The 26,763-nt window shown below is 73.2% G+C and carries 24 protein-coding genes; 9 read left to right on the forward strand and 15 right to left on the reverse strand.

What is annotated here, in order from left to right; genetic code table 11:
- From PV342_RS30775 to PV342_RS30790, 4 genes are all read right to left on the reverse strand, one after another.
- Window positions 1-696, reverse strand: a 696-nt coding sequence (locus tag PV342_RS30775; RefSeq protein WP_500319533.1) for a biotin/lipoyl-containing protein, incomplete at its 3' end; no start/stop codon positions are given.
- Between the two features lie 51 nt (window positions 697-747).
- On the reverse strand, window positions 748-2,136 hold the full coding sequence (gene lpdA, locus PV342_RS30780) for a dihydrolipoyl dehydrogenase (protein WP_018557008.1): 1,389 nt from the start codon (window positions 2,134-2,136) through the stop codon (window positions 748-750).
- A 303-nt stretch (window positions 2,137-2,439) separates the two neighbouring features.
- Window positions 2,440-3,951, reverse strand: a complete 1,512-nt coding sequence (locus tag PV342_RS30785) for a leucyl aminopeptidase (RefSeq protein ID WP_386989088.1) — start codon at window positions 3,949-3,951, stop codon at window positions 2,440-2,442.
- 289 nt (window positions 3,952-4,240) lie between these two features.
- The gene (locus tag PV342_RS30790) at window positions 4,241-5,077 is read right to left on the reverse strand and encodes an adenosylcobinamide-GDP ribazoletransferase (protein ID WP_400801903.1); all 837 of its coding nucleotides are present in this window, start codon (window positions 5,075-5,077) and stop codon (window positions 4,241-4,243) included.
- Window positions 5,078-5,146: 69 nt separating this feature from the next.
- On the opposite strand from PV342_RS30790, the gene PV342_RS30795 reads away from it, so the two are divergent.
- The gene (locus tag PV342_RS30795) at window positions 5,147-5,884 is read left to right on the forward strand and encodes a hypothetical protein (protein WP_386989092.1); all 738 of its coding nucleotides are present in this window, start codon (window positions 5,147-5,149) and stop codon (window positions 5,882-5,884) included.
- Between the two features lie 57 nt (window positions 5,885-5,941).
- Here PV342_RS30795 and PV342_RS30800 read toward each other — a convergent pair whose 3' ends face one another.
- Genes PV342_RS30800 through PV342_RS30810 form a run of 3 tightly spaced genes read right to left on the reverse strand, consistent with a single transcriptional unit; the run spans window position 5,942 to window position 9,974 of the window.
- Entirely contained in the window at window positions 5,942-7,648 is a 1,707-nt protein-coding gene (locus tag PV342_RS30800; RefSeq protein WP_500319535.1) for a phosphatidylglycerol lysyltransferase domain-containing protein, read from the reverse strand.
- Between the two features lie 39 nt (window positions 7,649-7,687).
- Window positions 7,688-8,731: a nicotinate-nucleotide--dimethylbenzimidazole phosphoribosyltransferase gene (gene cobT / locus PV342_RS30805; protein ID WP_026250609.1), complete on the reverse strand. Its 1,044-nt coding sequence runs from the start codon at window positions 8,729-8,731 to the stop codon at window positions 7,688-7,690.
- 40 nt (window positions 8,732-8,771) lie between these two features.
- Window positions 8,772-9,974, reverse strand: coding sequence for a bifunctional adenosylcobinamide kinase/adenosylcobinamide-phosphate guanylyltransferase (locus PV342_RS30810; protein ID WP_386989101.1), 1,203 nt, complete (start codon window positions 9,972-9,974; stop codon window positions 8,772-8,774).
- Between the two features lie 69 nt (window positions 9,975-10,043).
- Here PV342_RS30810 and PV342_RS30815 point away from each other — a divergent pair, with 69 nt between their 5' ends.
- Window positions 10,044-10,250 (forward strand): hypothetical protein, encoded by a 207-nt coding sequence (locus PV342_RS30815; RefSeq protein WP_018557015.1) that lies wholly within the window; start codon window positions 10,044-10,046, stop codon window positions 10,248-10,250.
- Between the two features lie 89 nt (window positions 10,251-10,339).
- Here PV342_RS30815 and PV342_RS30820 read toward each other — a convergent pair whose 3' ends face one another.
- Genes PV342_RS30820 through PV342_RS30830 form a run of 3 tightly spaced genes read right to left on the reverse strand, consistent with a single transcriptional unit; the run spans window position 10,340 to window position 12,826 of the window.
- Window positions 10,340-11,440 carry a S1C family serine protease gene (locus PV342_RS30820; protein ID WP_400801898.1) on the reverse strand — a complete coding sequence of 367 codons (1,101 nt, stop codon included), beginning with the start codon at window positions 11,438-11,440 and terminating at the stop codon, window positions 10,340-10,342.
- 49 nt (window positions 11,441-11,489) lie between these two features.
- Window positions 11,490-12,221 carry a class I SAM-dependent methyltransferase gene (locus PV342_RS30825; protein WP_400802187.1) on the reverse strand — a complete coding sequence of 244 codons (732 nt, stop codon included), beginning with the start codon at window positions 12,219-12,221 and terminating at the stop codon, window positions 11,490-11,492.
- A 47-nt stretch (window positions 12,222-12,268) separates the two neighbouring features.
- Window positions 12,269-12,826, reverse strand: a complete 558-nt coding sequence (locus PV342_RS30830; protein WP_386989107.1) for a DUF3043 domain-containing protein — start codon at window positions 12,824-12,826, stop codon at window positions 12,269-12,271.
- A gap of 228 nt (window positions 12,827-13,054) precedes the next feature.
- Here PV342_RS30830 and PV342_RS30835 point away from each other — a divergent pair, with 228 nt between their 5' ends.
- From PV342_RS30835 to PV342_RS30855, 5 genes are all read left to right on the forward strand, one after another.
- Complete coding sequence (locus PV342_RS30835) at window positions 13,055-13,846, forward strand: PspA/IM30 family protein (protein WP_018557019.1); 792 nt, start codon at window positions 13,055-13,057, stop codon at window positions 13,844-13,846.
- 20 nt (window positions 13,847-13,866) lie between these two features.
- Window positions 13,867-14,145 carry a PspA-associated protein PspAA gene (pspAA, locus tag PV342_RS30840; RefSeq protein ID WP_018557020.1) on the forward strand — a complete coding sequence of 93 codons (279 nt, stop codon included), beginning with the start codon at window positions 13,867-13,869 and terminating at the stop codon, window positions 14,143-14,145.
- Between the two features lie 112 nt (window positions 14,146-14,257).
- The gene (locus tag PV342_RS30845) at window positions 14,258-15,475 is read left to right on the forward strand and encodes a sensor histidine kinase (protein WP_500319538.1); all 1,218 of its coding nucleotides are present in this window, start codon (window positions 14,258-14,260) and stop codon (window positions 15,473-15,475) included.
- On the forward strand, window positions 15,472-16,158 hold the full coding sequence (locus tag PV342_RS30850) for a response regulator (RefSeq protein ID WP_018557022.1): 687 nt from the start codon (window positions 15,472-15,474) through the stop codon (window positions 16,156-16,158). The genes PV342_RS30845 and PV342_RS30850 overlap by 4 nt, the downstream gene beginning before the upstream one ends.
- 164 nt (window positions 16,159-16,322) lie before the next feature.
- A complete protein-coding gene (locus PV342_RS30855) occupies window positions 16,323-19,463 on the forward strand; it encodes an efflux RND transporter permease subunit (protein WP_500319540.1) in 3,141 nt (1,046 codons plus the stop codon).
- Between the two features lie 62 nt (window positions 19,464-19,525).
- Here the strand turns inward: PV342_RS30855 and PV342_RS30860 are convergent, their stop codons facing one another.
- Together PV342_RS30860 and nadA are read right to left on the reverse strand one after the other, a co-directional pair.
- On the reverse strand, window positions 19,526-20,410 hold the full coding sequence (locus PV342_RS30860; RefSeq protein ID WP_400809540.1) for a GNAT family N-acetyltransferase: 885 nt from the start codon (window positions 20,408-20,410) through the stop codon (window positions 19,526-19,528).
- 15 nt (window positions 20,411-20,425) lie between these two features.
- Entirely contained in the window at window positions 20,426-21,601 is a 1,176-nt protein-coding gene (gene nadA / locus PV342_RS30865) for a quinolinate synthase NadA (RefSeq protein ID WP_361012233.1), read from the reverse strand.
- Window positions 21,602-21,842: 241 nt separating this feature from the next.
- Between nadA and PV342_RS30870 the strand changes: the two genes are divergently transcribed.
- The gene (locus tag PV342_RS30870; protein ID WP_018557026.1) at window positions 21,843-22,196 is read left to right on the forward strand and encodes a HesB/IscA family protein; all 354 of its coding nucleotides are present in this window, start codon (window positions 21,843-21,845) and stop codon (window positions 22,194-22,196) included.
- 91 nt (window positions 22,197-22,287) lie between these two features.
- Here PV342_RS30870 and PV342_RS30875 read toward each other — a convergent pair whose 3' ends face one another.
- Both PV342_RS30875 and PV342_RS30880 read right to left on the reverse strand, forming a co-directional pair.
- On the reverse strand, window positions 22,288-23,640 hold the full coding sequence (locus PV342_RS30875) for a hypothetical protein (protein WP_500319542.1): 1,353 nt from the start codon (window positions 23,638-23,640) through the stop codon (window positions 22,288-22,290).
- A gap of 102 nt (window positions 23,641-23,742) precedes the next feature.
- The gene (locus PV342_RS30880; RefSeq protein WP_361012239.1) at window positions 23,743-23,946 is read right to left on the reverse strand and encodes a hypothetical protein; all 204 of its coding nucleotides are present in this window, start codon (window positions 23,944-23,946) and stop codon (window positions 23,743-23,745) included.
- 137 nt (window positions 23,947-24,083) lie between these two features.
- Here PV342_RS30880 and PV342_RS30885 point away from each other — a divergent pair, with 137 nt between their 5' ends.
- Window positions 24,084-25,058 (forward strand): carbohydrate kinase family protein, encoded by a 975-nt coding sequence (locus tag PV342_RS30885; RefSeq protein ID WP_018557029.1) that lies wholly within the window; start codon window positions 24,084-24,086, stop codon window positions 25,056-25,058.
- Between the two features lie 128 nt (window positions 25,059-25,186).
- Here the strand turns inward: PV342_RS30885 and PV342_RS30890 are convergent, their stop codons facing one another.
- A complete protein-coding gene (locus PV342_RS30890; protein WP_500319545.1) occupies window positions 25,187-26,587 on the reverse strand; it encodes a cysteine desulfurase/sulfurtransferase TusA family protein in 1,401 nt (466 codons plus the stop codon).
- Window positions 26,588-26,763: the final 176 nt, after the last annotated feature.

A 26,763-nucleotide genomic window follows, 5' to 3' on the forward strand; every position in this document is an offset into this window, starting at 1 on the left:
GGCCGGTGCTGCGGGAGCCGCCGGGGCCGGAGCGGCGGCCGGCGCGGGGGCGGCCGGGGCCGGGGCGGCGGCGGGAGCGGCACCGGCGGCACCGATGACGGCGAGCTTGGCGCCGACCTCGGCGGTCTCGTCCTCACCGACGAGGATCTCCAGCAGGGTGCCGGCGACCGGCGACGGGATCTCGGTGTCGACCTTGTCGGTGGAGACCTCGAGCAGCGGCTCGTCGGCGTCAACGCTCTCGCCGACCGACTTCAGCCAGCGGGTGACGGTGCCCTCGGTCACCGACTCGCCCAGTGCCGGCAGCAGCACCGGGGTGCCCTCGGCACCGCCGGCCGGGGCGGGGGCGGCGGCGGGAGCCTCGGCGACGGGAGCCGGCGCGGGGGCGGGGGCCTCCTGCACCGGAGCCGGCGCGGGCGCCTCGGCGGCGGCCGGGGCGGGGGCGGCAGCGGGGGCACCCGTGCCGTCGTCGATGACGGCCAGCTCGGCGCCGACCTCCACCGTCTCGTCCTCGGCCACCTTGATGGAGGAGAGGATGCCGGAGGCGGGCGCCGGGATCTCGGTGTCGACCTTGTCGGTCGACACCTCGAGCAGCGGCTCGTCGGCCTCTACGCGCTCACCTTCGGCCTTGAGCCAGCGTGTGACGGTGCCCTCGGACACGCTCTCGCCGAGCGCCGGCAGGGTTACGGAAACCGCCATGGTTTCGGTTGCTCCTAACGATCTGTGCGGATGGTTCTGCGTGTCCGTGTGTCAGTCGTGCGAGTGCAGCGGCTTGCCGGCCAGCGCGAGGTGGGCCTCGCCGAGGGCCTCGCTCTGCGTGGGGTGCGCGTGGATGAGCTGCGCGACCTCCGCGGGCAGGGCCTCCCAGTTGTAGACCAGCTGGGCCTCGCCGACCTGCTCGCCCATGCGGTCACCGACCATGTGGACGCCGACCACCGCACCGTCGCGGACCTGGACGAGCTTGATCTCGCCCGCGGTCTTGAGGATCTTGCTCTTGCCGTTGCCCGCCAGGTTGTACTTCAGGGTGACGACCTTGTCCGCGCCGTACAGCTCCTTGGCCTTGGCCTCGGAGATGCCCACGGAGGCGACCTCGGGGTGGCAGTACGTGACGCGCGGCACGCCGTCGTAGTCGATCGGCACGGTCTTCAGACCGGCCAGCCGCTCCGCGACGAGGATGCCCTCGGCGAAGCCGACGTGGGCCAGCTGCAGGGTCGGGACGAGGTCACCGACAGCGGAGATGGTGGGCACGTTGGTGCGCATGTACTCGTCGGCGAGGACGTAGCCGCGGTCCATGGCGACCCCGGCCTCCTCGTAGCCCAGGCCCTGGGAGACCGGGCCGCGGCCGACGGCCACGAGCAGGACCTCGGCCTCGAACTCCTTGCCGTCGGCCAGGGTGACCTTGACGCCGTCGGCGGTGTACTCGGCCTTGGAGAAGAAGGTGCCGAGGTTGAACTTGATGCCCCGCTTGCGGAAGGCACGCTCCAGCAGCTTGGAGCTGTTCTCGTCCTCGGCCGGCACGAGGTGCGGCAGGCCCTCGACGATGGTGATGTCGGCGCCGAAGGACTTCCACGCCGAGGCGAACTCGACGCCGATGACACCGCCGCCGAGGATGATCGCCGACTTCGGCACGCGGTCCAGGACCAGCGCGTGGTCGGAGGAGATGATGCGGTCGCCGTCGATGGCCAGGCCGGGCAGCGACTTCGGCACGGAGCCGGTCGCCAGCAGGACGTGCCGGCCGGTGTAGCGCTGGCCGTTGACGTCCACGGAGGTCGGGGAGGAGAGCCGGCCCTCGCCGGTCACGTAGGTGACCTTGCGGGAGGCCACCAGGCCCTGCAGGCCCTTGTAGAGGCCCGAGATCACGTCGTCCTTGTACTTGTGGACCCCGGCGATGTCGATGCCCTCGAAAGTGGCCTTGACACCGAACTGCTCGGCCTCGCGGGCCTGGTCCGCGATCTCACCGGCGTGCAGCAGAGCCTTTGTGGGGATGCAGCCGCGGTGCAGGCAGGTGCCGCCGAGCTTGTCCTTCTCGATCAGGGCGACGTCCAGACCGAGCTGCGCCGCGCGCAGGGCCGCGGCGTAGCCGCCGCTACCGCCACCGAGGATCACTAGGTCGAAAACGGTGCTGGCGTCGTTCGCCACGTCACGTCCTCCATGCATGGATACGCCGGAGCCGGTCCGTCGTGACCGGGCGGCGGCTTTTGTTCGGCCGCTTCTGTTAAACGGGGCCCTGTCGTGCCGAGACAACATCTTCGCACTTGTTCGGGGCGGACGAGGCACCGGGCCGGTGTCTGAGACGTACGGAACGTCCCCGGCCGGTGCTACTCGCCGGTATCCCCCACGGAATACGGAGTGGTTGCACTCTTTGCTCGCTCTTGGCGAACGCGTACGGCCCCGGATGCCATACCCGGGGCCGTACGGAATGTGCCGAGGCTTACACCGCGGTCAGAGCAGCTCGCCCTCGCCGGCCTTCTCGGCCACGCGCACCAGGGTGCGGATGGCGGAGCCGGTGCCGCCCTTGGGGGTGTAGCCGAAGGGGCCGGACTCGTTGAAGGCGGGGCCCGCGATGTCCAGGTGGGCCCAGGTGATGCCCTCGCCGACGAACTCCTTCAGGAACAGGCCGGCCGCCAGGCCGCCGCCCATGCGCTCGCCCATGTTCGCGATGTCGGCGGTGGGGGAGTCCATCGCCTTGCGCAGGTCGGCCGGGAGCGGCATCGGCCAGGACTGCTCGCCGACCTCGGTCGCGGTCTCGTGCAGCGCGGTGCGGAAGGCGTCGTCGTTGGCCATGACGCCGAAGATGCGGTTGCCGAGCGCCAGCACCATGGCGCCGGTCAGGGTGGCCACGTCGATGATCGCGTCGGGCTTCTCCTCCGAGGCGCGGGTGAGGGCGTCGGCCATCACCAGACGGCCCTCGGCGTCGGTGTTGAGCACCTCGACGGTCTTGCCGCTGTACATCTTCAGCACGTCGCCGGGGCGGGCGGCGCTGCCCGAGGGCATGTTCTCGGCGAGCGCCAGCCACCCGGTGACGTTGACGGGCAGGCCCAGGCGCGCGGCGGCGACCACGGTGGACAGCACCGCGGCGGCGCCGCTCATGTCGCACTTCATGGTCTCGTTGTGGCCGGCCGGCTTCAGGGAGATGCCGCCCGAGTCGTAGGTGATGCCCTTGCCGACCAGCGCCAGGTGCTTGGCGCCCCGGCCCTTGGCGCCCGTGTAGGCGATCTTCACCAGGCGGGGCGGGTTCGCCGAGCCCTGCCCGACGCCCATGATGCCGCCGTAGCCGCCCTTGACCAGGGCCTTCTCGTCCAGGACCTCGATCTTGAGGCCGTGCTCCTTGGCGGCCTCCTGCGCGAGGGCGGCGAAGGACTTCGGGTGGAGGTCGTTCGGCGGCATGTTGATCAGGTCACGCGCGCGGTTGACCTCGGCCGCGATGACGGCGGCCCGCTCGGCGGCGGCCTTGTACGCCTTGTCCCGCGGCTTCGCGCCGAGCAGGGCGACCTCGGCGAGCGGCGCCTTGCCGTTGGAGGACTGGTAGGCGGTGTACACGTAGGCGCCGAGCAGCGCGCCCTCGGCGACGGCCTGCGCGGCGTCCGCGTTCTGCACCGGGAGCGCGTAGGCGGCCTTCTTCGACCCGGACAGTGCGCGGGCGGCGGCACCGGCGGCCTTGCGCAGCGCCTCGGTGTTGTACGCGGCGCCGTCGGCGGGGGCCTCGCCGAGCCCGACCGCCAGCACGACCGGGGACTTCAGGCCGTCCGGAGCGGGGAGCTTGGTCACCTCACCCTCAGCGCCCGAGGCGCCCAGCGTCTCGAGCGTCGCGGCGAGCCGCCCGGCGAAGGCCTGGTCCACCGCCTCCGCCCCGGCGGCGACCTCGGGGCCCTTGGCGCCCTTGGTCACGCCGACGACGACGGCGTCAGCGCGCAGCGCTGCCGCGGAGGAGGTGCTGAGAGTCAGTGCAGTCACGGTGATGCGGATCCTGTTCCTTCGGGGGTCCAATACTTGACGCCGGACTCCGTCCGGCTCCCCTCGTGTCCCGATGCCGGGCGTCCTTCGCGGCACGGAACGGGGTGCAGGACCGACCTTACGCTCACTCCTGTCACTTGCGACCACGACCTGCGCCCATGACCGCGAAGGCGCGGGTTTTCCCTAGGGGGGCGCGTCCGCGCGGCACCCCCCGAGGGTGCCCGACACCCCTTCGCCCGGCGGGAGTTGGGGCATCCGCCGACGCCGCGGCGCGGTCGTCGCGCGGCGCTCAGCCCAGGGTCAGCACCAGCAGCGAGGTCGTCGCCGCGGTCTCGCACAACGCGCCGAAGACGTCACCGGTGACGCCGCCCAGACGTCGGCGGCACCGCCGGAGCAGCAGTTCCGCCGCGGCCAGCGCCAGCACCGCGGCCGCCGCGCAGCGCACCGCGTCCGGCGCGCCGAAGGCGGTCCCGCAGGCCGCGCAGACCACCACCGTCAGCGCGGCGAGCGCCCAGGCGGTACGGACGGGGACGACGCCCGCCACGGCCGCGCCGAGCCCCCCGGGCCGGGCCGGCGGCACACCGTCGCGGCAGGCCAGCGTCATCGCGGCGCGCGAGGTGAGCCCCGCCAGGGCGGCGGCCACCGCGCCCCGGGTCCAGGACTCGCCGTACAGCTCGGCGAGCACGGCGACCTGCGCCAGCAGGACGAGGACCAGGGTGAGCACCCCGAAGGGCCCGATGTCGGACTGCTTCATGATGCGCAGCGCGTCCTCGGCGGGCTTTCCGCTGCCCAGTCCGTCCGCGGTGTCGGCCAGCCCGTCCAGGTGCAGCCCGCGCGTCAGTGCGGCCGGAACGGCGGCGCTCGCGACCGCGGCGGGCAGCGGCCCCGAGCCGAGGAGCAGCAGCAGTCCGCCGGCCGCCGCCGCGCACAGCCCCACGACCAGCCCGACCGGCGGCGCCCAGAGCATCCCGGCGCGGGCCGCCGGGCGGTCCCAGCGGCCGACGTGGACCCGCAGCACCGTCAGCGTGCCGAAGGCGAAGCGCAGTCCCTCGGCCGCGGTCGCGGCCGGGGAAGCGGCAAGGGGCGCGGGGTCGGGCGCGGGGTCGGGGGCGGGGCCGGCGGTCATGGCGTGCAGGGTAACCGCCGGGGTGGAACCGTATAGTGCCGCATACGGGGCGAATCTGGAGCAATCGGCATGAGCGACTGGTGGTACCGCAACATCATCGAGCCGGGAAAGCTGCCGCTGCTCCTCGCGCTGGGCGCGTTCGTGCTGACCTTCCTGGTCACGCGGATGATCACCCGTCTCATCCGGGCCGGCAGGGGCCCCTTCCGCAACATCTCCTCCGGCGGCACCCACATCCACCACGTGGTGCCCGGGATCATCCTCATGACGATCGGCGGCTTCGGGGGCGTCGCCAGTTCCTCACAGGGCTTCGGCGCCGGCCTGTCCGCGGTCCTGTTCGGCGCCGGAGCGGGCCTGGTGCTCGACGAGTTCGCGCTCGTGCTCTACCTCGACGACGTGTACTGGAGCGATCGCGGCCGCAAGAGCGTGGAGGCCGTCGTCGTCACCTTCTCCGTCGTCCTGATGATGCTCCTCGGCCTGGTCCCCTTCGGCGTCGACTCGGTGACCCCGGACGAGCAGCAGAGCCGCGTCTCGGTGATCCTCACCATCGCCGTCAACTTCCTGTTCGTCCTCCTCGCCCTCGTCAAGGGCAAGCTGCGCTCCGCCGTCCTCGGCGTCTTCGTGCCCTTCGTCGCGCTGTTCGCCGCGCTCCGGCTGGCGCGCCCCGACTCGCTGTGGGCCGAGCGGCTCTACTCCCGCAGGCCCCGGGCGGCCCAGCGGGCCGAGGCCCGGGCCGCCCGCCACGACGCACGCTGGGCGGGACCGCTGAGGCGGCTCCAGGACTGGCTCGGCGGCTTCACCGAACGCTGAGCGGGACGGCGGCCGGACAGCCCCGCGACCACCCCGCACGCTCGCGCCCGGGCCCGCTCACCGCCGGGCCGAGGGCATCCTGGGCGCGGCGAGGAACCCCTCGGCGCGAGCGCTCGCCAGGCCGATGCGCGGGAGTTCGCCGCCCTTCTCGAAGAGCAGGAAACGCGGTTCCCAGACGGGCCGGTACTTGGCGTTGGCGCGGTACAGCGACTCGATCTGCCACCACCGGGAGAAGAAGGTCAGCAGCGCCCGCCACATCCGCAGCACCGGTCCGGCGCCCAGTCTCGCCCCGCGCTCGAAGACCGACCGGAACACGGCGAAGTTGAGCGAGAGCCGCTCGACGCCGAACTCCTCCGCGCGCCGGATCAGTTCGATCACCATGAACTCCACCAGCCCGTTGTCGGAGTCCCGGTCGCGGCGCATCAGGTCCAGCGACAGCCCGTGCCGCCCCCACGGCACGAAGCTGAGCAGCGCCCGCGGCTCGCCCCCCTCGTCCGCGCACTCCACCATGACGCAGCGGCCGTCCGCCGGGTCGCCGAGACGTCCCAGCGCCATGGAGAAGCCCCGCTCGGTCTGCCCGTAGCGCCAGCGGTCCGCGCGCTCCACCAGGGCCGCCATCTCCCGCTCCGGGACGTCCTCGTGCCGCCGTACGCGGACGGTGTACCCGGCGCGCCCGATCCGGTGGTGCGCCTGCCGCACGGTGCGCATCGCGCGGCCCTCCAGGGTGAAGTCGGCGACCTCCACGACCGCCTCGTCGCCGAGTTCCAGGGCGTCCAGCCCGTGCCGGGCGTACACCGTGCCGCCCTCCTCTCCGGCCCCCACCACCGCCGGGACCCAGGCGTGCTCGCGGGCCTCGGCGAGCCAGGCCCCGATCGCCCCGGGCCAGGCCTCCGGGTCGCCGATCGGGTCGCCGGAGGCGAGGGACACCCCGCCGACGACGCGGTAGGCGATCGCCGACTTGCCCGAGGGCGACCAGACCACGCTCTTGTCGCGGCGCAGCGCGAAGTAGCCGAGCGAGTCCCGCTCGCCGTGCCGGTCCAGCAGGGCGCGCAGCCGCATCTCGTCCTGCGGGCCCAGCAGTTCGCGGCCGCGCGGCGAGCGGAACGCCGCGTACAGCACCAGCAGGAACAGCACCGCGCTCAGGGCGTTGATGACGACGTCGACCCACCCCGGGGCCGAGAGCCCGGGGAAGGAGTCCGCGGCGTTCGCCAGCGAGACCACACGGAGCATGGCGTACGCGTACCGCTCGCCGAAGGTGGAGCCGTGCCCGGTGTCGGTGACGGTGACCAGCCCGGCGGCGAGCAGCCCGCCGGCCGCGACACCGCCGACGGCGACCGCGGCGGCCAGCCGGGGGTTGGCGGGGTCGCCCTTGGCGCGGAACGCGCGGCGCCCGGCGAGCAGCGCGGCGCAGAAGGCGGCGGTGATCCCCAGCGACACCCAGTTCTGCGGGTGGCCGCGGACCTCGGGCACGGCCGTCGCAGCGGCCAGGAACAGCAGGTAGAGCCCGGCGAGGACGAGGTTGAGCAGCCAGGCCGCGCGCTTCCTGCGGCGCATCGTGACCGCCAGGAAGAGCGCGAGGAAGGCGGGGGTGTACCCGGCGGTCAGCAGGTACGGCGTGAAGTACTCGTCGACGTCGTGCCGCCGGATGTCGTTGTCGAGGGACACCCACACCGCACCCAGCAGGTCGACCACACCGACCACGCGCAGATACCCGACGGTGAACACCGCGCAGCGCTCACGCCGGACCGAGACGGCCGTTCCCATAAGTCCGGATCCTATGGGAACGGCACGTTTAGTGATGCGTCAGAAACGTTCCGGCAGCTCCGCCGACAGGGCGGCCGCCGCCTTCAGCAGAGGCAGCGCCAGCAGCGCGCCGGTGCCCTCACCCGCCGTCACCTTCTGGTCCAGCAGCGGCTCGATGGACAGCCGGTCCAGCGCCTTGACCTGACCGGGCTCACCGCTGGCCTGCCCGGCCAGCCACCAGTCCGGCGCACGGAAGGCGATGCGCTGCGCGACCAGCGCGCACGCCGCCGACACCACGCCGTCCAGCACCACCGGCAGCTTCCGCACCGAGGCCTGCAGCAGGAAACCGGTGATCGCCGCCACGTCCGCGCCGCCGACCGCCGCCAGCAGCTCCAGCTGGTCGCCCAGCACGGGCCGGGCCCGGCGCAACGCGTCGCGGATCGCCGCGCACTTGCGCATCCAGGCGATGTCGTCGATGCCCGAACCGCGGCCGGTCACCACCGAGGCGTCCGTACCGCACAACGCCGCGACCAGCACCCCGGCCACCGTGGTGCCGCCGACGCTCAGGTCGCCGAGGAGCACCAGGTCCGTGCCGGAGTCCGCCTCCTCGTCCGCGACCGCCATACCCGCCCGGAACGCCGCCTCGGCCTCCTCGGCCGTCAGCGCGTCCTCCACGTCGATCCGGCCGGAACCGCGCCGCACCCGGTGCGCCGTCACGTCGGCGGGCAGGTCCTCGGCCGGGGCGTCCACGCCCACGTCCACCACCCGGACCCCCGCGCCGTACTGACGGGCCAGCACATTGACCGGCGAGGCCCCGTCCAGGACCCGTCGCACCAGCTCCACCGCGGTGCCCTCGGTGCGGGCCGACACCTTCAGCGCCGCCACCCCGTGGTCCGCGGCGAAGAGCACCGCCTTGGGGTGCTCGATCGGGCGTACGGTCGCCACGCCCTGGGCCGCCGAAAGCCAGTCGGCGAGCTCGGCCAGCCCGCCCAGCGCGCTCGCCGGACGCACCAGCCGCTGCCAGCGATCGCGGGCGTCACGGCGCACACCGGCGTCCGGACGCTCCACCAGGGTCGCGAAGTCATCAAGGTTCAGGCCGCTCACGGGGTCGAACACTACCGGTCCGAGGGGCCGCGCGCCGAGGTCAGCCCCGCAGCGGCAGTGCCTGTCCCGCGACCACCAGCACCACGTGCTCTGACTCGTCGGCCAGCGCGACGTTCAGCCGTCCCAGCTCGTCCCGGAACCTGCGCCCGCTGGCCGTGGCCGGGACGACCCCGGAGCCGACCTCGTTGCTGACCGCCACGACCGTACGGCGGGTCGCGCGCCAGGCCGCGGTCAGTTCCCCGACACGGCGCCGCAGTTCGCGCTCGGCGCCCCCCGCCCACGCGCCGTCGTCCCACGCGCCGAGCTCGTCCATGGCGTGCGTCAGCCACAGCGACAGGCAGTCGATCAGCAGCGCCGGCCCGTCCGCCTCGGCCAGCAGCGGCAGCAGGTCGCAGGTCTCCACCGTCCGCCAGGACTGCGGGCGCCGCTCCCGGTGCAGCGCCACCCGCTCCGCCCACTCCGGGTCGCCGCCCCGGATCCCGCCGGTGGCCACATACACCACGTCGGGGAAGGCCGACAGCCTGCGCTCCGCCTCCACCGACTTGCCCGACCGCGCGCCGCCCAGCACGAGCGTGCGCCGCGGCACATCGGGTACGTCGTGGATGTCGCCGACCGTCAGCGTCGTGCCGTCCGGCACCGCGCGTGCGCCGAGCGCGGCCAGCCGGCGCCGCAGTTCCGGCCCCGGGTGGACGCGGTGGTCCAGGTGGACGGCGACCACGTCGGTGGTGCTCCCGACCGCGCCGGCCGCGCGCAGCCGCGCCAGCGCGTCCGGCCGGCCCACCGCGTCCAGCAGCACCGCCCGGTACGGCTCCACGGCCTCCGGCAGCCCCGCGGGCGCGCACTCGGGCGGCAGGTACAGCAGCCGCTCGCCCCCGGGTCCCGTCACCTCGTACCCGGAGCCGGGCGCGTCGACCGGGACCGCCCGCGCCCGGTGGCCGGTCGGCAGCGCGATCTCCTGCCCGGGCGCCACCCGGCCCGGCGCGGGCAGCCCCGCCGGGATCTCCACGGCCGGCCCGTCGTGCGGGTGCGACAGCAGCACCTGGCGCACCCCGGCGAGCGAGTGACCGGAACGCGCCGCCGCGAAAGCGAGACCGGGCGTCAGGTCGAGCAGCAGCACCCCGTCCACGAGCAGCGAGGTCGCCGCCCGCGCGTCGTCGCCCACCGCCGTCTCGCACGCGGCGCACGGGCAGCCGGGGAGGGGCAGGCCGTCGGGGCCCCCGGTGCCGAGGAGAGTCAGTTCCACGTGCAGATCCTCTCGCGTCCGCGCACGCTACGCTGCCGGGCAGGCACCCCCAGGGACGAGGAGACGGACATGGCGTGGACGTGGCGTTTCGAGAAGACCGACGGCACGGAGGTCACCCCCGCGGTCGAGCCCGAGGAGTTCACCACGCAAGGTGACGCCGAGTCATGGATCGGCGAGGTCTGGAAGGACCTCCTCCAGGGCGGCGCCGACCAGGTCCACCTCTTCGAGGACAGCACGAAGATCTACGGCCCGATGAGCCTGCACGCCGACGAGTAGCCGCCGTGCCGCGGCGGCCGGGAAAGCCGGCCGCCGGGGCGGGGTCGTGGGACGTCCCACGACCCCGGCCCCCTGCCGGGCACCCGGCACTACTGGAGCTGCCCCAGCGTGACCTTGACGGTCTTCTGGGTGCCGCCGCGCTGGAAGGTGACGTCCACGGTGTCGCCGGGCGCGTGCTGCACCAGGGCCTCGGACAGCGACTGCAGCGTGGTGATGTCGTCGTCCCCGACCCCGGTGATGACGTCCCCCGGCCTGATGCCGGCCTTCTCGGCCGCCCCGCCCCTGGTGACCTCGACGACGCCCACCCCGGCGGGCTGGAAGTTCTCGTCGAGCACGGTGCGCCCGGCGATGCCCAGCGCCGCGCGGCCGGAGTCGACGACCCTGCCGTGCTCGATGATCTGGTCCGCGATGCGGGTGACGGTCGCCGCCGGGATGGCGAAGCCGATGCCCGGCGCGGAGGAGTCGCCCATGGTGGGGTTGAGCGCCGCGAGCGTCGGGATGCCGATGACCTGGCCGGAGAGGTTGACCAGCGCGCCGCCGCTGTTGCCCGGGTTGATGGGCGCCGAGGTCTGCACCATGTCGGCCAGGGTGGCGCCGGTGCCGCCCTCGGCCCCGGTCTCGCTGACCGTACGGCCTACGGCCGAGACGATGCCCTGCGTGACGCTGCTGTTCAGGCCGAGCGGGCTGCCCATGGCGAGCACGATCTGCCCGACCTGGACGTCGCGGGACCGCCCGAAGGCCGCCGCGCGCAGCCCGTCCGGCGGGTCCTCCAGCTCGATGACGGCGAGGTCCTGCTCGGGATAGGCGGCCACGAGCCGGCCCTTGTGGAGGGTGTCGCTGTTGGCGAGGGTGACCTCGAAGGTGTCGGCGCTGCCGACGACATGGGCGTTGGTGACGATGTGGCCCTTGGTGTCGTAGACGATGCCGGAGCCCAGTCCCTCGGACGTGTTGATCTGGACGACGGACGGCAGCACCGCCTTGACCACCTGCTGGTAGGAGCGCTCCAGATCGCGGGCGCCGGCCAGCTCGGAGGCGGAGACGGGCGCGGGCGCGGAGGACGCCGCGCCGGGTGAGGGGGAGTCCTCCGTGCATCCGGCGGCCAGGCTCCCGCAGCACGCGACGGCCAGCAGCAGGGCCGCCGTCCGCAGTGCCGCCGGCGGCCGCCATCGGTTCGGCTTGGAATCGCGCATGACCGAAGTGTCGCGTTCGCGGCGCTCCGTCCCGGGTATCCCGCCCCGATCAGCTCCGTACGCCGCACAGATGCAGCAGTGCCGCGACTCCCCGGTAGGGATCGGTGCGCCCGGCCAGCTCCTCGGCGGTCAGCAGCTCCTCCGGCACCTCCACGGCCTCGTCCGGCGCCGTGTCGGTGAAGACCCGCACCCCGTACCAGGCGTGCAGCGGCGCGCCGATGGCGCTGAGCGTCGTCGTCAGGTCCGCCCGCCGGTCGGCGCGGGCGGGCAGCCCCAGCCGGTTGGTGTACGTGTCGCCGCCGAAGGCCGCCAGCGCGTCGGCCCAGTCGCCCTGCAGCGCGGGCCGCATCGCCAGGGCGTCGGCGTTGCGCACCAGCAGCGACAGCAGCCCGCCGGGGGCCAGCACGCGGGCGAGCGCGGCGACCATGGCGTCCGGCTCGGGCACGTACATCAGCACGCCGTGGCAGAGCACCACGTCGAAGCTGCCGGGCCCGAAGTGGCGGCCGGTCTCCCGGCCGTCGCCCTCGACGAGGGTGATCCGCTCGCGTATGCCCTCGGGCTCGGCGGCCACCGCCTCGCGCAGGACGGCCGCCATCTCGGCGTCCGCCTCCAGGCCGGTGACCAGGTGACCCGCGCGGGCCAGCCGCAGCGCCTGGGTGCCCTGGCCGGGGCCGACGTCGAGGATCCTGAGCCGGCGCCCCACGGGGAAGCGCGCGGTGATCTGCTCGTCGAGCTGGCGCGCGACGAGCTCCTGGCGCACGGTGTTCCGGAGTCCGCCCAGCCGCTCCAGCCACGGGCCCGCGGCGGCGGCGAACCCGCCGTTCCCGCTCAGAGCTTGGTGCCGCGCTTGACCTGCGGCTTCGGCAGGCGCAGTCGGCGCATCTGGAGGGTCCGCATGAGGGCGTAGGCCACGGCGCCCTTGGTGGGCTTGTCCGGGAAGCGCTTCGCCAGCTCGCGGCGGAGCAGCAGGCCGCTGACGGCCGAGTCGACGACGATCAGCACGATCACCACGAGCCACAGCAGCAGGGAGATGTTCTGCAGAGCCGGGTTCCTGAGCATGCTGAGCACGAGGATGACCACGGCCAGCGGCAGGAAGAACTCCGCCACACGGAAGCGCGAGTCCACGTAGTCGCGGGCGAACTTGCGCACCGGGCCCTTGTCACGGGCGGGCAGGTAGCGCTCGTCGCCGTTCATCAGCGCTTCGCGCTGCTTGGCGAGGTCGGCGCGCCTGGCCTCACGGGCCTGCTTGGTGGCGGCCTTGCGGTCGGTGGGTGCGGTCACCGCCTTGCGACGCTGCGTCTGGGCATCGCTGCGTTTGGGGGTGGGGCGGCCCTTGGGAGCCTGCGGGTCGCGGGGCTGCCGGTCCTCCACCACAGTGGTGGACACGGTCTGCTCGGTTTGGGAACGACGTCGGAACACGACTCCAAGGTTACGTGCTCGCCGACGAGACCCCCAGCCCCTCACCTACTCCCTGGGCCTGAGGTCATCGAACTGTGATCGTTCCTAAGGATGAGCGCATCCGCAACAGAACAGTGGGGTAATGGAACCAGGGCCCGTACTGTGGGGTCTGTAGAGGTGTGCTGGCGAGCTGAATGAAGGGGGCGCGCGAGGCCCATGAGCGGTGTCATGAAGCGGATGGGGATGATCTTCCGCGCGAAGGCCAACAAGGCCCTTGACCGGGCCGAGGATCCGCGCGAGACGCTCGACTACTCGTACCAGAAACAGCTGGAGCTGCTGCAGAAGGTGCGCCGCGGTGTCGCGGACGTCGCCACCTCGCGCAAGCGCCTGGAGCTGCAGCTGAATCAGCTGCAGCAGCAGTCCGCGAAGTACGAGGACCAGGGCCGCAAGGCGCTCGCCCTGGGCCGGGAGGACCTGGCCCGCGAGGCTCTGTCGCGCCGTGCCGCCCTCCAGCAGCAGGTCACCGACCTGGAGACGCAGCACCAGACGCTGCAGGGCGAGGAGGAGAAGCTCACCCTCGCCGCCCAGCGGCTGCAGGCCAAGGTGGACGCCTTCCGCACCAAGAAGGAGACCATCAAGGCCACCTACAGCGCGGCCAAGGCCCAGACCCAGATCGGCGAGGCCTTCTCCGGCATCTCCGAGGAGATGGGCGACGTCGGCCTGGCGATCCAGCGGGCCGAGGACAAGACCGAGCAGCTGCGCGCCCGGGCCGGCGCCCTGGACGAGCTGCTGGCCTCCGGCGCCCTCGACGACCCGACCGGGATCGCCAAGGACGACATCCAGGCCGAGCTCGACCGCCTCTCCGGCGGCAGCGACGTCGAGCTGGAGCTGCAGCGCATGAAGGCCGAGCTGGCCGGCGGCTCCCCGCAGCAGGCCATCGAGGGCGGGCAGCAGCAGGGACAGACCCAGTCGCAGCCCCAGGACCAGCCCCGGTTCGACAAGCAGTAGACACCCCGGAGGAGGGCGTCGTGATCGTACGGATCATGGGCGAGGGCCAGGTGACGGTGGACGAGAGCCACCTCGCCGAACTCGACAAGCTCGACGACGAGCTCCTGGCGGAGATGGAGAGCGGTGACGAGGCCGGGTTCCGGCGCACGCTCACCGCGCTCCTCGACGCCGTCCGGCGGCTCGGCACACCGCTGCCGGACGACTCCCTGGAGCCGTCCCAGCTGATCCTGCCGGCCTCGGACGCCACCTTGGAGGAGGTCCGGGAACTGCTCGGGGACGAAGGCCTCATCCCCGGCTGACACCTCGCAGACCAGCGCACTCGCCGACGTGCCCCGGCCCGGTACCGCACCGGGCCGGGGCACGGCCGTCCGTGGGGGACCCGTACCGTTGATGAGCGTGCACCATCGATCCATGAGGGACCGGGCCAGGCTGTGGCCGCAGGCCCACCCCATCGCCCTCGACGCCGGGCTGGCGCTGGCCGTCCTCGCGGTGATCCTCGGCAACATGTTCATCGGGCCGCACACCGAGCGGTACGACGCCTCGGCCCCGGACATCCTGCTGGCCGTCGTCGGCTCCGCCGCGCTGCTGCTGCGCCGGCGCAGTCCGCTGGGCGTCCTCGCCTTCACCGGCGCGGTCACCGTGGTGTACCTGCTCACCGCGACCGGGGAGGGCCGCGCGCCGGTGGCCGCCACCGTGGTCGTCGCGCTCTTCTCCGCCTCCACGCACACCGACCGCACCACCACCTTCCGGCTGGGCCTGGCGACCTGCCTCCTGCTGCCCGCGATCGCCATGCTCTTCGGGGCCCGGCCCTGGTACTCCGCCGAGAACATCGCCCTGTTCGCGTGGAGCGGCATGGCCGCCGCCGCCGGTGAGGCCACCCGCAACCGCCGTGCGTACGTCGCCGCCGTCGAGGAGCGCGCCGAGCGGGCCGAGCGCACCCGGGAGGAGGAGGCCAAGCGCCGCGTCGCCGAGGAGCGGATGCGGATCGCCCGGGAGCTGCACGACGTGGTCGCCCACCACATCGCCCTGGTCAACGTGCAGGCGGGCGTCGCCGCCCACATCATGGACAGCCGCCCCGACCAGGCGAAGCAGGCCCTCGCGCACGTCCGCGAGGCGAGCCGTTCCGCGCTCGACGAGCTCCGTGCGACCGTCGGCCTGCTGCGGCAGTCCGGGGATCCCGCCGCCCCCATGGAACCGGCGCCCGGCCTCGGCGTGCTGGACCAGCTCGTCGACGGCTTCCGCCGGGCCGGGCTGCCGGTGGAGGTCGTCGAGGAGGACCCCGGCACGCTTCCCGCGAGCGTGGACCTCACCGCCTACCGGGTCATCCAGGAGTCGCTCACCAACGTCCACAAGCACGCCGGGCCGGGCGCCCGTGCCGAGATCCGCATCGCGCGCGGCGCCGCGGAACTGGAGGTCACCGTGGTCGACCGCGGCGGCAGCCCGCAGGCCCCGGGTACCGCGGGCGGCGGGCACGGCCTGATCGGCATGCGCGAGCGCGCCGCGGCCCTCGGCGGCACCTGCGAGGCCGGCCCGCGCACCCAGGGCGGCTTCCGCGTCCACGCCCGCCTGCCGCTCACGGCCCCCGCCCGGCCGGCCGGCCCGGCGGGGGATGGGAGAATCCCCGCATGATCAGGGTGCTGCTCGCGGACGACCAGGCGCTGCTGCGGGGCGCGTTCCGCGTGCTCGTGGAGTCCGAGCCCGACATGGAGGTCGTCGGGGAGGCCTCGGACGGCGCCGAGGCCGTCGCCCTGGCCCGCGGCACCGGCGCGGACGTCGTCCTGATGGACATCCGCATGCCGGGCACGGACGGCCTGGCCGCCACCCGCGAGATCACCGCGGCCGAGGACCTGACCCATGTGGCGGTCCTCGTCCTGACGACCTTCGAGGCCGACGAGTACGTCGCCCAGGCGATCCGCGCCGGCGCCGCCGGATTCCTCGGCAAGGGCGCGGAGCCGGACGAGCTGCTTTCCGCGATCCGCACCGTCGCCGCGGGCGACGCGCTGCTGTCGCCCTCGGCGACGAAGAGCCTGATCGCCCAGTTCCTGGCACAGAGCGGAGGGCAGCGCCCGCTGCCCTCGGAGGGCGGACCGGCGGCCCCCGACCTGGACGCCCTGACCGCCCGCGAGCGCGAGGTGCTGGTCGAGGTGGCGATGGGGCTGCCGAACGACGAGATCGCCGAACGGCTCGGGGTGAGCCCCCTCACCGTCAAGACGCACGTCAACCGCACCATGGCCAAACTCGGCGCCCGCGACCGCGCGCAGCTGGTCGTCGCCGCGTACGAGTCGGGTCTGGTGCGGGCCGCCCCGCGCTGAGTACGACCGGCGCGTACCGCATCCGCAGTACGCCCCCGCGGGCAATCACGACCTCGGGCTGAGGAAACCACCCTCCGCGGCAGGAGAAAGTGGCGTGGGCTGACAAAAGTCCGCAACCCGAGACCATCCGAGCACTCTGAGCACAGAGAAGAGACCGCACCACGATGTCCTGGCTGTCCCGATTCAGCCTCGCCCAGCGCAGCCTGGTCGCGCTGATGGCGGTGGTCGCCATCGGCTTCGGCGCCATCGCGATACCGTCCCTCAAGCAGCAGCTGCTGCCCTCCATCGACCTGCCCATGGTGTCGGTGATCACGGCCTACCCGGGCGCGTCCCCCGACGTCGTCGAGAAGCAGGTCGTCGAGCCGATCGAAAACGGCGTCAAGGGCGTCGACGGCATCACCGGCATCACGTCCACGGCCAGCGAGGGCGCTGCCGTGATCATGGCCCGGTTCGACTACGGCATCGACAGCGACAAGCTGGTGGCCAACGTCCAGCAGGCCGTGAACCGCGTCTCCTCGCGGCTGCCGGAGGACGCCGACCCGCAGGTCGTGGCCGGCTCGACGGACGACATCCCGACCGTCGTCCTCGCCGCCACCTCCAGCGGCATGGACCAGCAGGCACTGGCCGACGCGCTCGACCGCTCGGTCGTCCCGGTGCTGCAGGACATCGACGGCGTCGGCCAGGTGACCGTCACCGGCGTCCAGGACCGGATCGTCACCGTCACCCCCGACGACGGCGAGCTCGCCGCCCGCAAGCTCGGCGGCGCCGCCCTCGTGCAGGCGCTGCAGGCCGGCGGCCACGCCGTCCCGGCCGGCTCCTTCGACGACAGCGGCAAGAGCCGCACCGTCCAGGTCGGCGGCGAGTACGCCTCGGTGCGGGAGATCGAGGACCTGCGGATCCCCGCGTCCCCCAAGCCCGTCCGCCTCGGGGACGTCGCCACCGTCGCGGAGCGCCCCGACGCCGCCGACTCCATCACCCGCACCGACGGCGAGCCCAGCCTTGGTGTCGCCGTCACCATGGACCGGGACGGCAGCGCCGTCGCGATCTCCTCGGCCGTCAAGGACAAGCTGGCCGACCTCGAGCGCGACCTCGGCAAGGGCGCCGAACTCACCGTCGTCAGCGACCAGGGCCCGGCCGTCTCCAAGTCCATCGACGGACTGACCACCGAGGGCCTGCTCGGCCTGCTCTTCGCGGTCGTGATCATCCTGGTCTTCCTGGCGTCGCTGCGCTCGACCCTGGTGACCGCGGTCTCCATCCCGCTCTCCGTGGTGCTCACCCTGATCGTGCTGTGGACCCGCGGTCTGTCGCTCAACATGCTCACCCTGGGCGCGCTGACCATCGCCATCGGCCGGGTCGTCGACGACTCGATCGTGGTGCTGGAGAACATCAAGCGGCACCTCGCCTACGGTGAGGAGAAGCAGTCCGCGATCGTCGCCGCGGTGCGCGAGGTGGCCGGCGCGGTCACCGCCTCCACCCTCACCACCGTCGCCGTCTTCGTGCCGATCGGCCTGGTCGGCGGCATGGTGGGCGCCCTGTTCGGCTCGTTCTCGCTGACCGTGGCCGCGGCGCTGCTCGCCTCGCTGCTGGTGTCGCTGACGGTCGTCCCGGTGCTCTCGTTCTGGTTCCTCAAGCCCCCGGCCGACGCGGGCACCGTGGACCCGGACGAGATCCGGCGCAGGGCCGAGGAGCAGGAGGCCCGCAGCCTGCTGCAGCGGCTGTACGTGCCGGTGCTGCGCTTCGCCACTCGGCGCCGCGTCACCAGCATCGTGATCGCCGTCGCGGTCCTGCTGGGCACCTTCGGCCTCGCCCCGATGCTCAAGACCAACTTCTTCGACCAGGGCGACCAGGACACCCTGACCGTCAAGCAGGAACTCCCGCCGGGCACCAGCCTCGCGGCCTCCGACGCGGCGGCCCGCAAGGTCGAGAAGCTCCTGGAGGGCATCGACCAGGTCCAGGACTACCAGGTCACCGTCGGTTCCTCCGGCTTCCTGGCGGCATTCGGCGGCGGCACCGGCGCCAACCAGGCCAGCTTCCAGGTGAAGCTGAAGGACGCCGACGACAGCGCCGGCGCCCTCGACGAGATCCGCGCCGGCCTGAAGACCCTCGACGGCGCCGGCACGACCTCGGTCTCCGCCGGCGGCGGCTTCGGCAGCCAGAACCTGTCGGTCGTGGTCAAGGCCGCGGACGCCGGCACCCTGGCCAAGGCCAGCGCCCAGGTCCGCGACGCCGTCGCCGGACTGGACGACGTCACCGACGTCACCAGCGACCTCGCGCAGAGCGTGCCGCGCATCGAGGTCCACGCCAAGCAGGCCGAGGCCGCCCGCTACGGCCTGAACGACGCCACCATCGGCGCCGCCGTCACCCAGGCCGTGCGCGGTACGACCGTCGGCACCGCGGTGCTGGACGACACCGAGCGCGACGTGCGGGTGCTCTCGGAGCAGAAGGCCGGCACGGTCGCCGAGCTCAAGGCCCTCACCATCGCCACCCCCGCGGGACCGGTGAAGCTCGCCAAGGTCGCCGAGGTCGTCGAGGCCCCCGGCCCGGTGCAGAAGACCCGGATCGACGGGGCCCGCGCCGCGACGATCACGGCCAAGCCGACCGGTGACAACACCGGCGCGGTGAGCGCGGCGCTGCAGGCGAAGATCAAGTCGCTGAAGCTGCCCAAGGGCGCCACGGCCGAGATCGGCGGTGTCTCCTCCGACCAGGACGACGCCTTCCTGGCGCTCGGGCTCGCGATGCTCGCCGCGATCGCCATCGTCTTCATGCTGCTGGTCGGCACCTTCCGCAGCCTGATCCAGCCGATGGTGCTGCTGGTGTCGATCCCGTTCGCCGCGACCGGCGCGATCGGCCTGCTGCTGGTCACCGGCACCCCGATGGGCGTTCCGGCGCTGATCGGCATGCTGATGCTCATCGGCATCGTCGTGACCAACGCGATCGTGCTGATGGACCTCATCAACCAGTACCGCGCCCAGGGGTACGGCGTGGTGGAGGCCGTCATCGAGGGTGGCCGGCACCGTCTGCGGCCGATCCTGATGACCGCGCTGGCGACCATCTTCGCCCTGCTCCCGATGGCTCTCGGGGTGACGGGCGAGGGCGGCTTCATCGCCCAGCCGCTGGCCGTGGTCGTCATCGGCGGTCTGCTCACCTCGACGCTGCTGACCCTGCTGCTCGTCCCGACCCTCTACACGATGGTCGAGATCCGCAAGGAACGCCGCGCCAAGCGCAAGGCGCTGAAGCGGGCGTCCAGGGCCGGCGGCCCGGGCGACGGGGAGACGCGCAAGGAGCCGGAGCTGGCCGGGGTCTGAGACCCGGCGTGGATCGGCGGCGGGGCCCGGGGCGTTCGTGAACGCCCCGGGCCCCGCCCCGTCTACAGGAAGAATCCCGAGGGGATGTACGGCTCGGGCGGACGCATCCCTCGCAGGCAGACCCATCCGGATGTGCCGAGCTCCAGCCCGGCCGTCAACCCTACGTCCACCGCCCACTGCTGTTCCGCCGTCAGGTTGGGCACCCGTGCCGTGGTGCCCTCGGGCAGGCTCAGCAGCGCGGCGGTGAGCAGCCGGGACGCCAGCCGGCGCGAGGTCGCGGCCAGCAGCCGTATGCGGCCGTCCACGTCGACGTAGCAGTAGCCGCTGCCGGCGAGGTCGTCCACGACCAACAGGGGGCACTCGGTGAGCAGTTGGTCGTGGTCGGGGCCGTGCGCGCCGCCCCGGGTGCGGCGGTCCACGGAGTCCATCAGGTCGCGGTGCTTGGCCGAGCCCTCGTGCACCGCGCCGTCCGGGGCCGGCAGGTCGCCCTTGCGGACCGCGCCCTCCAGGCGCATCGCCGGGTGCAGCGCGAAGCCCGCCCGCCGGTAGGTCGCCGCCGCCCGGGGGTCGGCGGAGCTGCAGATGATGCCGCGCAGGCAGCCGCGCCCGTACGCGAGGGCGGCGGCGAGCAGTTCGCGGCCGACCCCCTGCCGCTGCGCGGAGGGCAGGACGGCGAACAGGGAGAGCCCCCATGTCCCCTCGCGGCGCGTCGACATCGACACGCCCAGCGGCATGCCGGAGGTCTCGTCGACGGCCAGCCAGCAGCCACCGGGATCGGTGCGCGCCAGGTACCGGTTGCGCCGCCGCAGCAGAGCGGCCCGCTCCGGGGGTGTCTCCTCGGGCGGGCCGCCGCCGCGCAGCGCGCGCGAGGCGCCGAACGCGGCGGCGGCCACCAGCGCGATCGCCGCGGCGTCCTCGTCGGTGTCGTGCAACGGGCGCAGGATCATGCGCCCATCCTGCCCCTACGGCAGGGCGAGCATCCGCTCCAGCGCCAGCTTGGCGAAGTGCTCGGTCTCCCGGTCGACCTGGATGCGGTTGACGACCTTGCCGTCGGCCAGCGACTCCAGCGCCCACACCAGGTGCGGCAGGTCGATCCGGTTCATCGTCGAGCAGAAGCACACGGTCTTGTCGAGGAAGACGATCTGCTTGTCCGGGTGCGCCTTGGCGAGCCTGCGCACCAGGTTGAGCTCGGTGCCGATCGCCCAGGACGAGCCGGCCGGGGCCGCCTCCAGGGCCTTGATGATGTACTCGGTCGAACCGACGTGGTCGGCCGCGCTGACGACCTCGTGCTTGCACTCGGGGTGCACCAGGACGTTGACGCCGGGGATGCGGGCCCGCACGTCCTCCACCGACTCCAGCGAGAAGCGGCCGTGCACCGAGCAGTGGCCGCGCCACAGGATCATCTTCGCGTCGCGCAGCTGCTCGGCGGTGACCCCGCCGTTCGGCTTGTGCGGGTTGTAGACGATGCAGTCCTCCAGGGAGAAGCCCATCTCCCGGACCGCGGTGTTGCGGCCGAGGTGCTGGTCGGGCAGGAACAGCACCTTCTCGCCCTGCTCGAACGCCCACTCCAGGGCGCGCTTGGCGTTGCTGGAGGTGCAGATGGTGCCGCCGTGCCGGCCCGTGAAGGCTTTGATGTCGGCGGAGGAGTTCATGTAGGAGACGGGCACGGTGACGCCGGCGACGCCCGCCTCGGTGAGCACGTCCCAGCACTCGGCGACCTGCTCGGCGGTGGCCATGTCGGCCATGGAGCAGCCGGCCGCCAGGTCGGGGAGGACGACCTGCTGGGCGTCGGAGGTCAGGATGTCCGCGGACTCGGCCATGAAGTGCACACCGCAGAAGACGATGTACTCGGCCTCGGGGCGGGCGGCGGCGTCACGGGCCAGCTTGAAGGAGTCACCGGTGACGTCGGCGAACTGGATGACCTCGTCGCGCTGGTAGTGGTGGCCCAGGACGAAGACCTTCTCGCCGAGCTTGGCCTTCGCGGCGCGGGCGCGCTCCACGAGATCCGGGTCCGAGGGGGCGGGCAGGTCGCCGGGACAGTCGACGCCGCGCTCGCTGCGTGGGTCGGACTCGCGCCCCAGGAGGAGCAGGGCGAGCGGGGTCGGCTGGACGTCCAGCGGTTCGGATGTGGTGGTCACGGGCCCGGAGCCCTTTCTCTGCGGAACTGCGACGCAAACCTTTTCGTCTGTTTGACGCTATCTATCATAACCCGTTCGCGTCAGAATGACGATGGCCCTCGTGTCAATGTGACGCATTACCCGCGAGGGCCCGGTGTGCGAGCATGGATGACGCGAAGACCCATCGGACCCGGAGGAATGAATCCGGGCGGCCACCGGTTCACCGTTGTGGCAGCATCCGTACAACCCGGGAGTGGATCAGATGACGGTTCAGGACGAGACCAGCCAGAGCGAGGGCATCCTCCTGTCCGACGCGGCGGCCTCGAAGGTCAAGAACCTGCTCGAGCAGGAGGGCCGCGACGACCTCGCGCTGCGCGTCGCCGTCCAGCCGGGCGGTTGCTCCGGCCTGCGCTACCAGCTGTTCTTCGACGAGCGTTCGCTCGACGGCGACGTCGTGAAGGACTTCGGCGGCGTCAAGGTGGTCACCGACCGCATGAGCGCCCCGTACCTCGGCGGCGCCTCCATCGACTTCGTCGACACGATCGAGAAGCAGGGCTTCACGATCGACAACCCGAACGCCACCGGCTCCTGCGCCTGCGGCGACTCGTTCCACTGAGCGCCGCACGAAGGCGGCGGGCACCCCAGGTGCCCGCCGCCTTCGGCATGTCCTGACGCTCTTGGCGGCGGCCGCCGGGCGCGTGTGCGGGCTACTTACGGGGCACCGTGCTGCCGTCGGACAGGTCGACGACCCTGCGGTCGCCCAGCGGTGTGTCGAGCCGCACCGTGCGGGAGAACCGCTCGGCGATCATGATGCAGGCCTTGCCTGGATCCTTCTGCACCACCGTGACCTTCACCTTCACCACCGCGCCGGACTCGTCGGCCGAGGCGGTGTAGTCACTGCAGACCCCGCCCCAGAAGCGCAGTGTCAGCTCCGTGCCCTCGGCGCGGTACGACTCGACCTTCGCCGTGGAGGCGGCCGGCGCCGCCGTCCCCGAGGGCGCGGGGGAGGCCTTCGCGTCCCGCAGGTACGCCGGGTCCACCGCGGGCTGGGCGAGCACCGAGGGGCGCGTCACGCCCTCCTGCACCACCTCGAAGAGCCAGGACGGCACCAGCGTCTGCCGCCCGGCCACGAACTGCGCCGACAGGCCGAACTCGGCCTTCCGCACCTCCATCTGCCGGTGCGCGCCCGGCACGCAGGGCAGCACCTGCGGCAGCGTCGGGTCCTCGCCGGGCGCCCGGGACGGCTTCGGCACCACGGTGGGGCAGTCGCCGATCCCCAGGTCACCGCCCGTCCCGGGGCGCTCCAGCAGCTTCAGCGCCTCCTTCGCCGACCCCACCGGATAGGTGTCGCCCCTGGTCAGCGGCGCCATCATGCCGTGCCCAGTGACCAGCAGCCCGTCGGAGGCGACCTGCAGGGCCGAGCGCCAGCCGTGCGTCGGCAGCCCCGCCACCCGCGGGTCCGCGGTGACCGTGCGCAGCACGCCCGAGACCTCGCTCGCGTCCGTCCGTGCGCCCTTCAGCCCCAGCGCCGCGAAGACCGGCGCCGCCCTGCGCAGTGCCTCCGCCGCCGGCACCGCGAGGTCGTCCTGGGCCGGCGCGCGGCTCGTGCGGGGCTTGCCGCCGTAGTACGAGTACGCCCAGGTGCCCGGGGCGTCCCTGTTCACCCGGAGCACCGGGCCGCCGCCGTCCGGCGTGCCTCCGGCCTTCCAGGCGCCGTGGTCGGACTTCACCGTGCCGGGCACTCCCAGGGCCCGTGCCAGCCGCTCCACCGCGGCACGCGACACGCTGCCCGGGCGCTGCACCGCCGCGGACGACGGGCCGTCGGGCAGATCGCCGCGGACGGTGAGTTCGGCGCCGGTGCCGCCGGTGGCGCCGTCGAGTTCCAGCGGTTCCGGCGTAGCGTCCCCGCTGCCGCCCGAGGCGCGCGGGGCAATGCCCCCTGCGTCGGACGAGGCCCAGTAGGCGCCGCCGCCTCCGGCGGCCAGCACGGCGACGGCGACCGTCGACGTCACCCACGGTGACCTGTGCCGGCGGCGCGGTCGCGTCTGCTCGCTCTCCACGATGGCTCCCTGGGCTCCGCTCAGCTGCGTACAACTGATGACGTCCCGGTCCTTCGACCGGGGGACGCCACTTGGACGGGCCGGAGCGCCTCGCGGTTCCGATCAGTCGGCGAAGTCGGCCATGCCCTCGACGACGTGCGACGACGCGGCCGGCACCGTGATCCCGTGCAGACTCGCCGGGCTGACCCGCGCGGACTCCCTCTCCGCGGGGACCTCCCAGTGCTCGGCCATCTTGCGGCAGTCACCGATCAGCTCGGCGAGCGACTCGGGGTCGTCGAGCGGTGCGATGGGAAGAGGAGTGGTCATAGACACGACCATAGGCACGTGGGGTCACGGGAGAAAGGCCTACTATCAGGTAGTTTCGCCATGTCGGCGCCCACCGGTCCAGCCGGTAGCGTGGACAGGTACCGTCCGCCGTCCGCCTCCGCAGGAGCGTCCCAGCCGTGCGTATCGCAGTCACCGGCTCCATCGCCACCGACCACCTGATGACCTTCCCCGGCCGATTCGCCGACCAGCTCGTCGCCGACCAGCTGCACACGGTCTCCCTCTCCTTCCTGGTCGACACGCTCGACGTACGCCGCGGTGGCGTCGGTGCGAACATCTGCTTCGGGATGGGCCAGCTGGGTGTCAGGCCCGTCCTCGTCGGGGCCGCCGGCGCCGACTTCGACGAGTACCGCGCCTGGCTCGACCGGCACGGCGTCGACACGGCCTCCGTCCGCATCTCCGAGGTGCTGCACACCGCACGCTTCGTCTGCACCACGGACGCCGACCACAACCAGATCGGCTCCTTCTACACCGGTGCCATGAGCGAGGCCCGCCTCATCGAGCTGCACTCGGTCGCCGCCCGCGTCGGCGGCCTCGACCTGGTGCTCATCGGCGCCGACGACCCCGAGGCGATGCTCCGCCACACCGAGGAGTGCCGATCGCGCGGCATCCCGTGGGCGGCGGACTTCTCGCAGCAGATCGCCCGCATGAACGGCGACGAGATCCGGATACTGCTGGACGGCGCGGCCTACCTCTTCTCCAACGAGTACGAGAAGGGCCTGATCGAGTCCAAGACCGGCTGGACGGAGGAGGAGATCCTCGGCCGGGTCGGCACCCGCGTCACCACGCTGGGCTCGCACGGCGTCCGCATCGAGCGGGCCGGCGAGGAGCCGATCGTCGTGGGCTGCCCGGAGGAGGACGCCAAGGTCGACCCCACCGGCGTCGGCGACGCCTTCCGCGCCGGCTTCCTCTCCGGCCTCGCCTGGGGCGTCGGCCCCGAGCGGGCGGCGCAGGTCGGCTGCATGCTGGCGACGCTGGTCATCGAGACCCTCGGCACCCAGGAGTACCAGCTGCGCCGGGCCCACTTCATGGACCGCTTCACCAAGGCCTACGGCGACGACGCCGCCCAGGAGGTCCGCGCCCACCTGCACTGACCCGCGCCCCCGGGCGGCACGACGGCGGCACCGCACAGGCGCGGTGCCGCCGTCCTGCTGCCCGGGCCGGTTGCTCGCGTACGCCTGCGCCCCCCGGGGCACGCCCGGCGCGCCACGGCCCGGCGGCGTCAGGAGACGCGGCGCACCCAGTACGCGGTGCCCCGGGGCGCGGCGTGCGCCCCGAGGTACTCCTGCTCGCGCATGTCGCACCACGCCGGGATGTCGAGCCGGGCGGCCTCGTCGTCCGAGAGCACCGACACGACGCCGCCGATCGGCACGTCCCCGATGACCTTCGCCAGCTCGATGACCGGAATCGGACACCGCTTGCCGAGCGAGTCCACGACGAGGTCCGGCTCGCCCTCGCCCTCGCCCTGCGCCCCGGCCGTCCGCCCGGCCCCCGCCGCGGGCCCGGACGCCGGCGCGCCGAGCCGTTCCCGCACTCCACGCACCACTCCCGGCAGCACCTCCAGGAAGCGGTCCACGTCGCCCGCCTCCGTGCCCGCCGGCAGCGAGACCCGCACGTTCCCCTCGGACAGCACGCCCATCGCCTTCAGCACATGGCTGGGCGTCAGCGTGCTGGACGTGCACGACGACCCGGAGGAGACGGAGAAGCCCTCCCGGTCCAGTTCGTGGAGCAGCGCCTCGCCGTCCACGTAGAGGCAGGAGAAGGTCACCACGTTCGGCAGCCTCAGCTCGGGGTGGCCCACCACCTCGACGTCCGGGACGAGTTCGGGCACCGCGGTGCGGATGCGGTCGACCAGGGCGGACAGCCGTGCCGCCTCCGCGGTGGCCTCGGCGCGCACCGCCCGCAGGGAGGCCGCGGCGGCGACGATCGCGGGGAGGTCCTCGAAGCCGGGCGCGCGCCCCGACTCCCTTTCGTCCGTGGGCCCCTGGGCGGCGAAGCGGGTGCCCTTGCGGACCGCCAGCAGGCCCACCCCGGACGGCCCGCCCCATTTGTGGGCGCTCGCCGTCAGCAGCGACCAGCCGCCCGTCACGGCCCCCCATCCCAGTGACTGGGCGGCGTCGACGAGCAGCGGCACCCCGGCGGCCCGACACAGCTCGGCGGCCGCGTCGACCGGCTGCACCGTGCCGACCTCGTGGTTGGCGGACTGCAGGCAGGCCAGCGCGGTGTCCTCGCGCAGCGCCGCGCCGAAGGCGCCGGCGTCGACCAGGCCGGTGCGGTCGGTGGCCACCTCCGTGACGTCGGCGTCCTCCACCGCGTGCAGCACCGAGGAGTGTTCGACGGCCGAGACGACCACGTGCCGGCCGACCCGGCGCCGGCCGGCGAGCGCCCCGGCCACCCCCGCGTGCACGGAACGCGTACCCGAAGGAGTGAAAACGAGTTCGTCCGGACGGCAGCCGACGGCCTCGGCCGCGGCCTCCCGGGCGGCGTCCAGGAGCAGCCGGGCGCGGCGTCCCTCGCGGTAGAGCCGGGAGGGGTCGGCCCATCCCTCGTCGAGCGCGGCGAGGAGGGCCTGCCGGGCGACGGGATGTAGTGGTGCGGCGGACGCGGCGTCGAAGTAGGGCACGTGCTGCACGCTACGCCCCGGCGTCCCACCGAGCTCCTGGGGACCAGTCAAAAGCCCCCGAACCGGGGCCCTCCGCAGGTGCGCGGCGGTGCCCGACACCCCTTCGGGGGCCGCCCCGGCGCGTTGGCCCCCCTCCCCGCGCGCCCCAAAATCGAGTCCAGTAGGGTTTGGTCCGC

The sequence above is a fragment of the Streptomyces sp. PA03-3a genome (assembly GCF_033792735.1).
Classification (GTDB): Bacteria; Actinomycetota; Actinomycetes; order Streptomycetales; family Streptomycetaceae; genus Actinacidiphila.

Excerpts from the sequence above, each read along its gene's own strand:
- PV342_RS30820 (WP_400801898.1), bottom strand. The coding sequence starts at position 11,440 with ATGCGCGATTCCAAGCCGAACCGATGGCGGCCGCCGGCGGCACTGCGG.
- PV342_RS30835 (WP_018557019.1), top strand. The coding sequence starts at position 13,055 with ATGAGCGGTGTCATGAAGCGGATGGGGATGATCTTCCGCGCGAAGGCC.
- PV342_RS30800 (WP_500319535.1), bottom strand. The coding sequence starts at position 7,648 with ATGGGAACGGCCGTCTCGGTCCGGCGTGAGCGCTGCGCGGTGTTCACC.
- PV342_RS30795 (WP_386989092.1), top strand. The coding sequence starts at position 5,147 with ATGAGCGACTGGTGGTACCGCAACATCATCGAGCCGGGAAAGCTGCCG.
- PV342_RS30860 (WP_400809540.1), bottom strand. The coding sequence starts at position 20,410 with ATGATCCTGCGCCCGTTGCACGACACCGACGAGGACGCCGCGGCGATC.
- PV342_RS30850 (WP_018557022.1), top strand. The coding sequence starts at position 15,472 with ATGATCAGGGTGCTGCTCGCGGACGACCAGGCGCTGCTGCGGGGCGCG.
- PV342_RS30845 (WP_500319538.1), top strand. The coding sequence starts at position 14,258 with ATGAGGGACCGGGCCAGGCTGTGGCCGCAGGCCCACCCCATCGCCCTC.
- PV342_RS30790 (WP_400801903.1), bottom strand. The coding sequence starts at position 5,077 with ATGACCGCCGGCCCCGCCCCCGACCCCGCGCCCGACCCCGCGCCCCTT.
- PV342_RS30880 (WP_361012239.1), bottom strand. The coding sequence starts at position 23,946 with ATGACCACTCCTCTTCCCATCGCACCGCTCGACGACCCCGAGTCGCTC.
- PV342_RS30855 (WP_500319540.1), top strand. The coding sequence starts at position 16,323 with ATGTCCTGGCTGTCCCGATTCAGCCTCGCCCAGCGCAGCCTGGTCGCG.
- PV342_RS30815 (WP_018557015.1), top strand. The coding sequence starts at position 10,044 with ATGGCGTGGACGTGGCGTTTCGAGAAGACCGACGGCACGGAGGTCACC.
- PV342_RS30870 (WP_018557026.1), top strand. The coding sequence starts at position 21,843 with ATGACGGTTCAGGACGAGACCAGCCAGAGCGAGGGCATCCTCCTGTCC.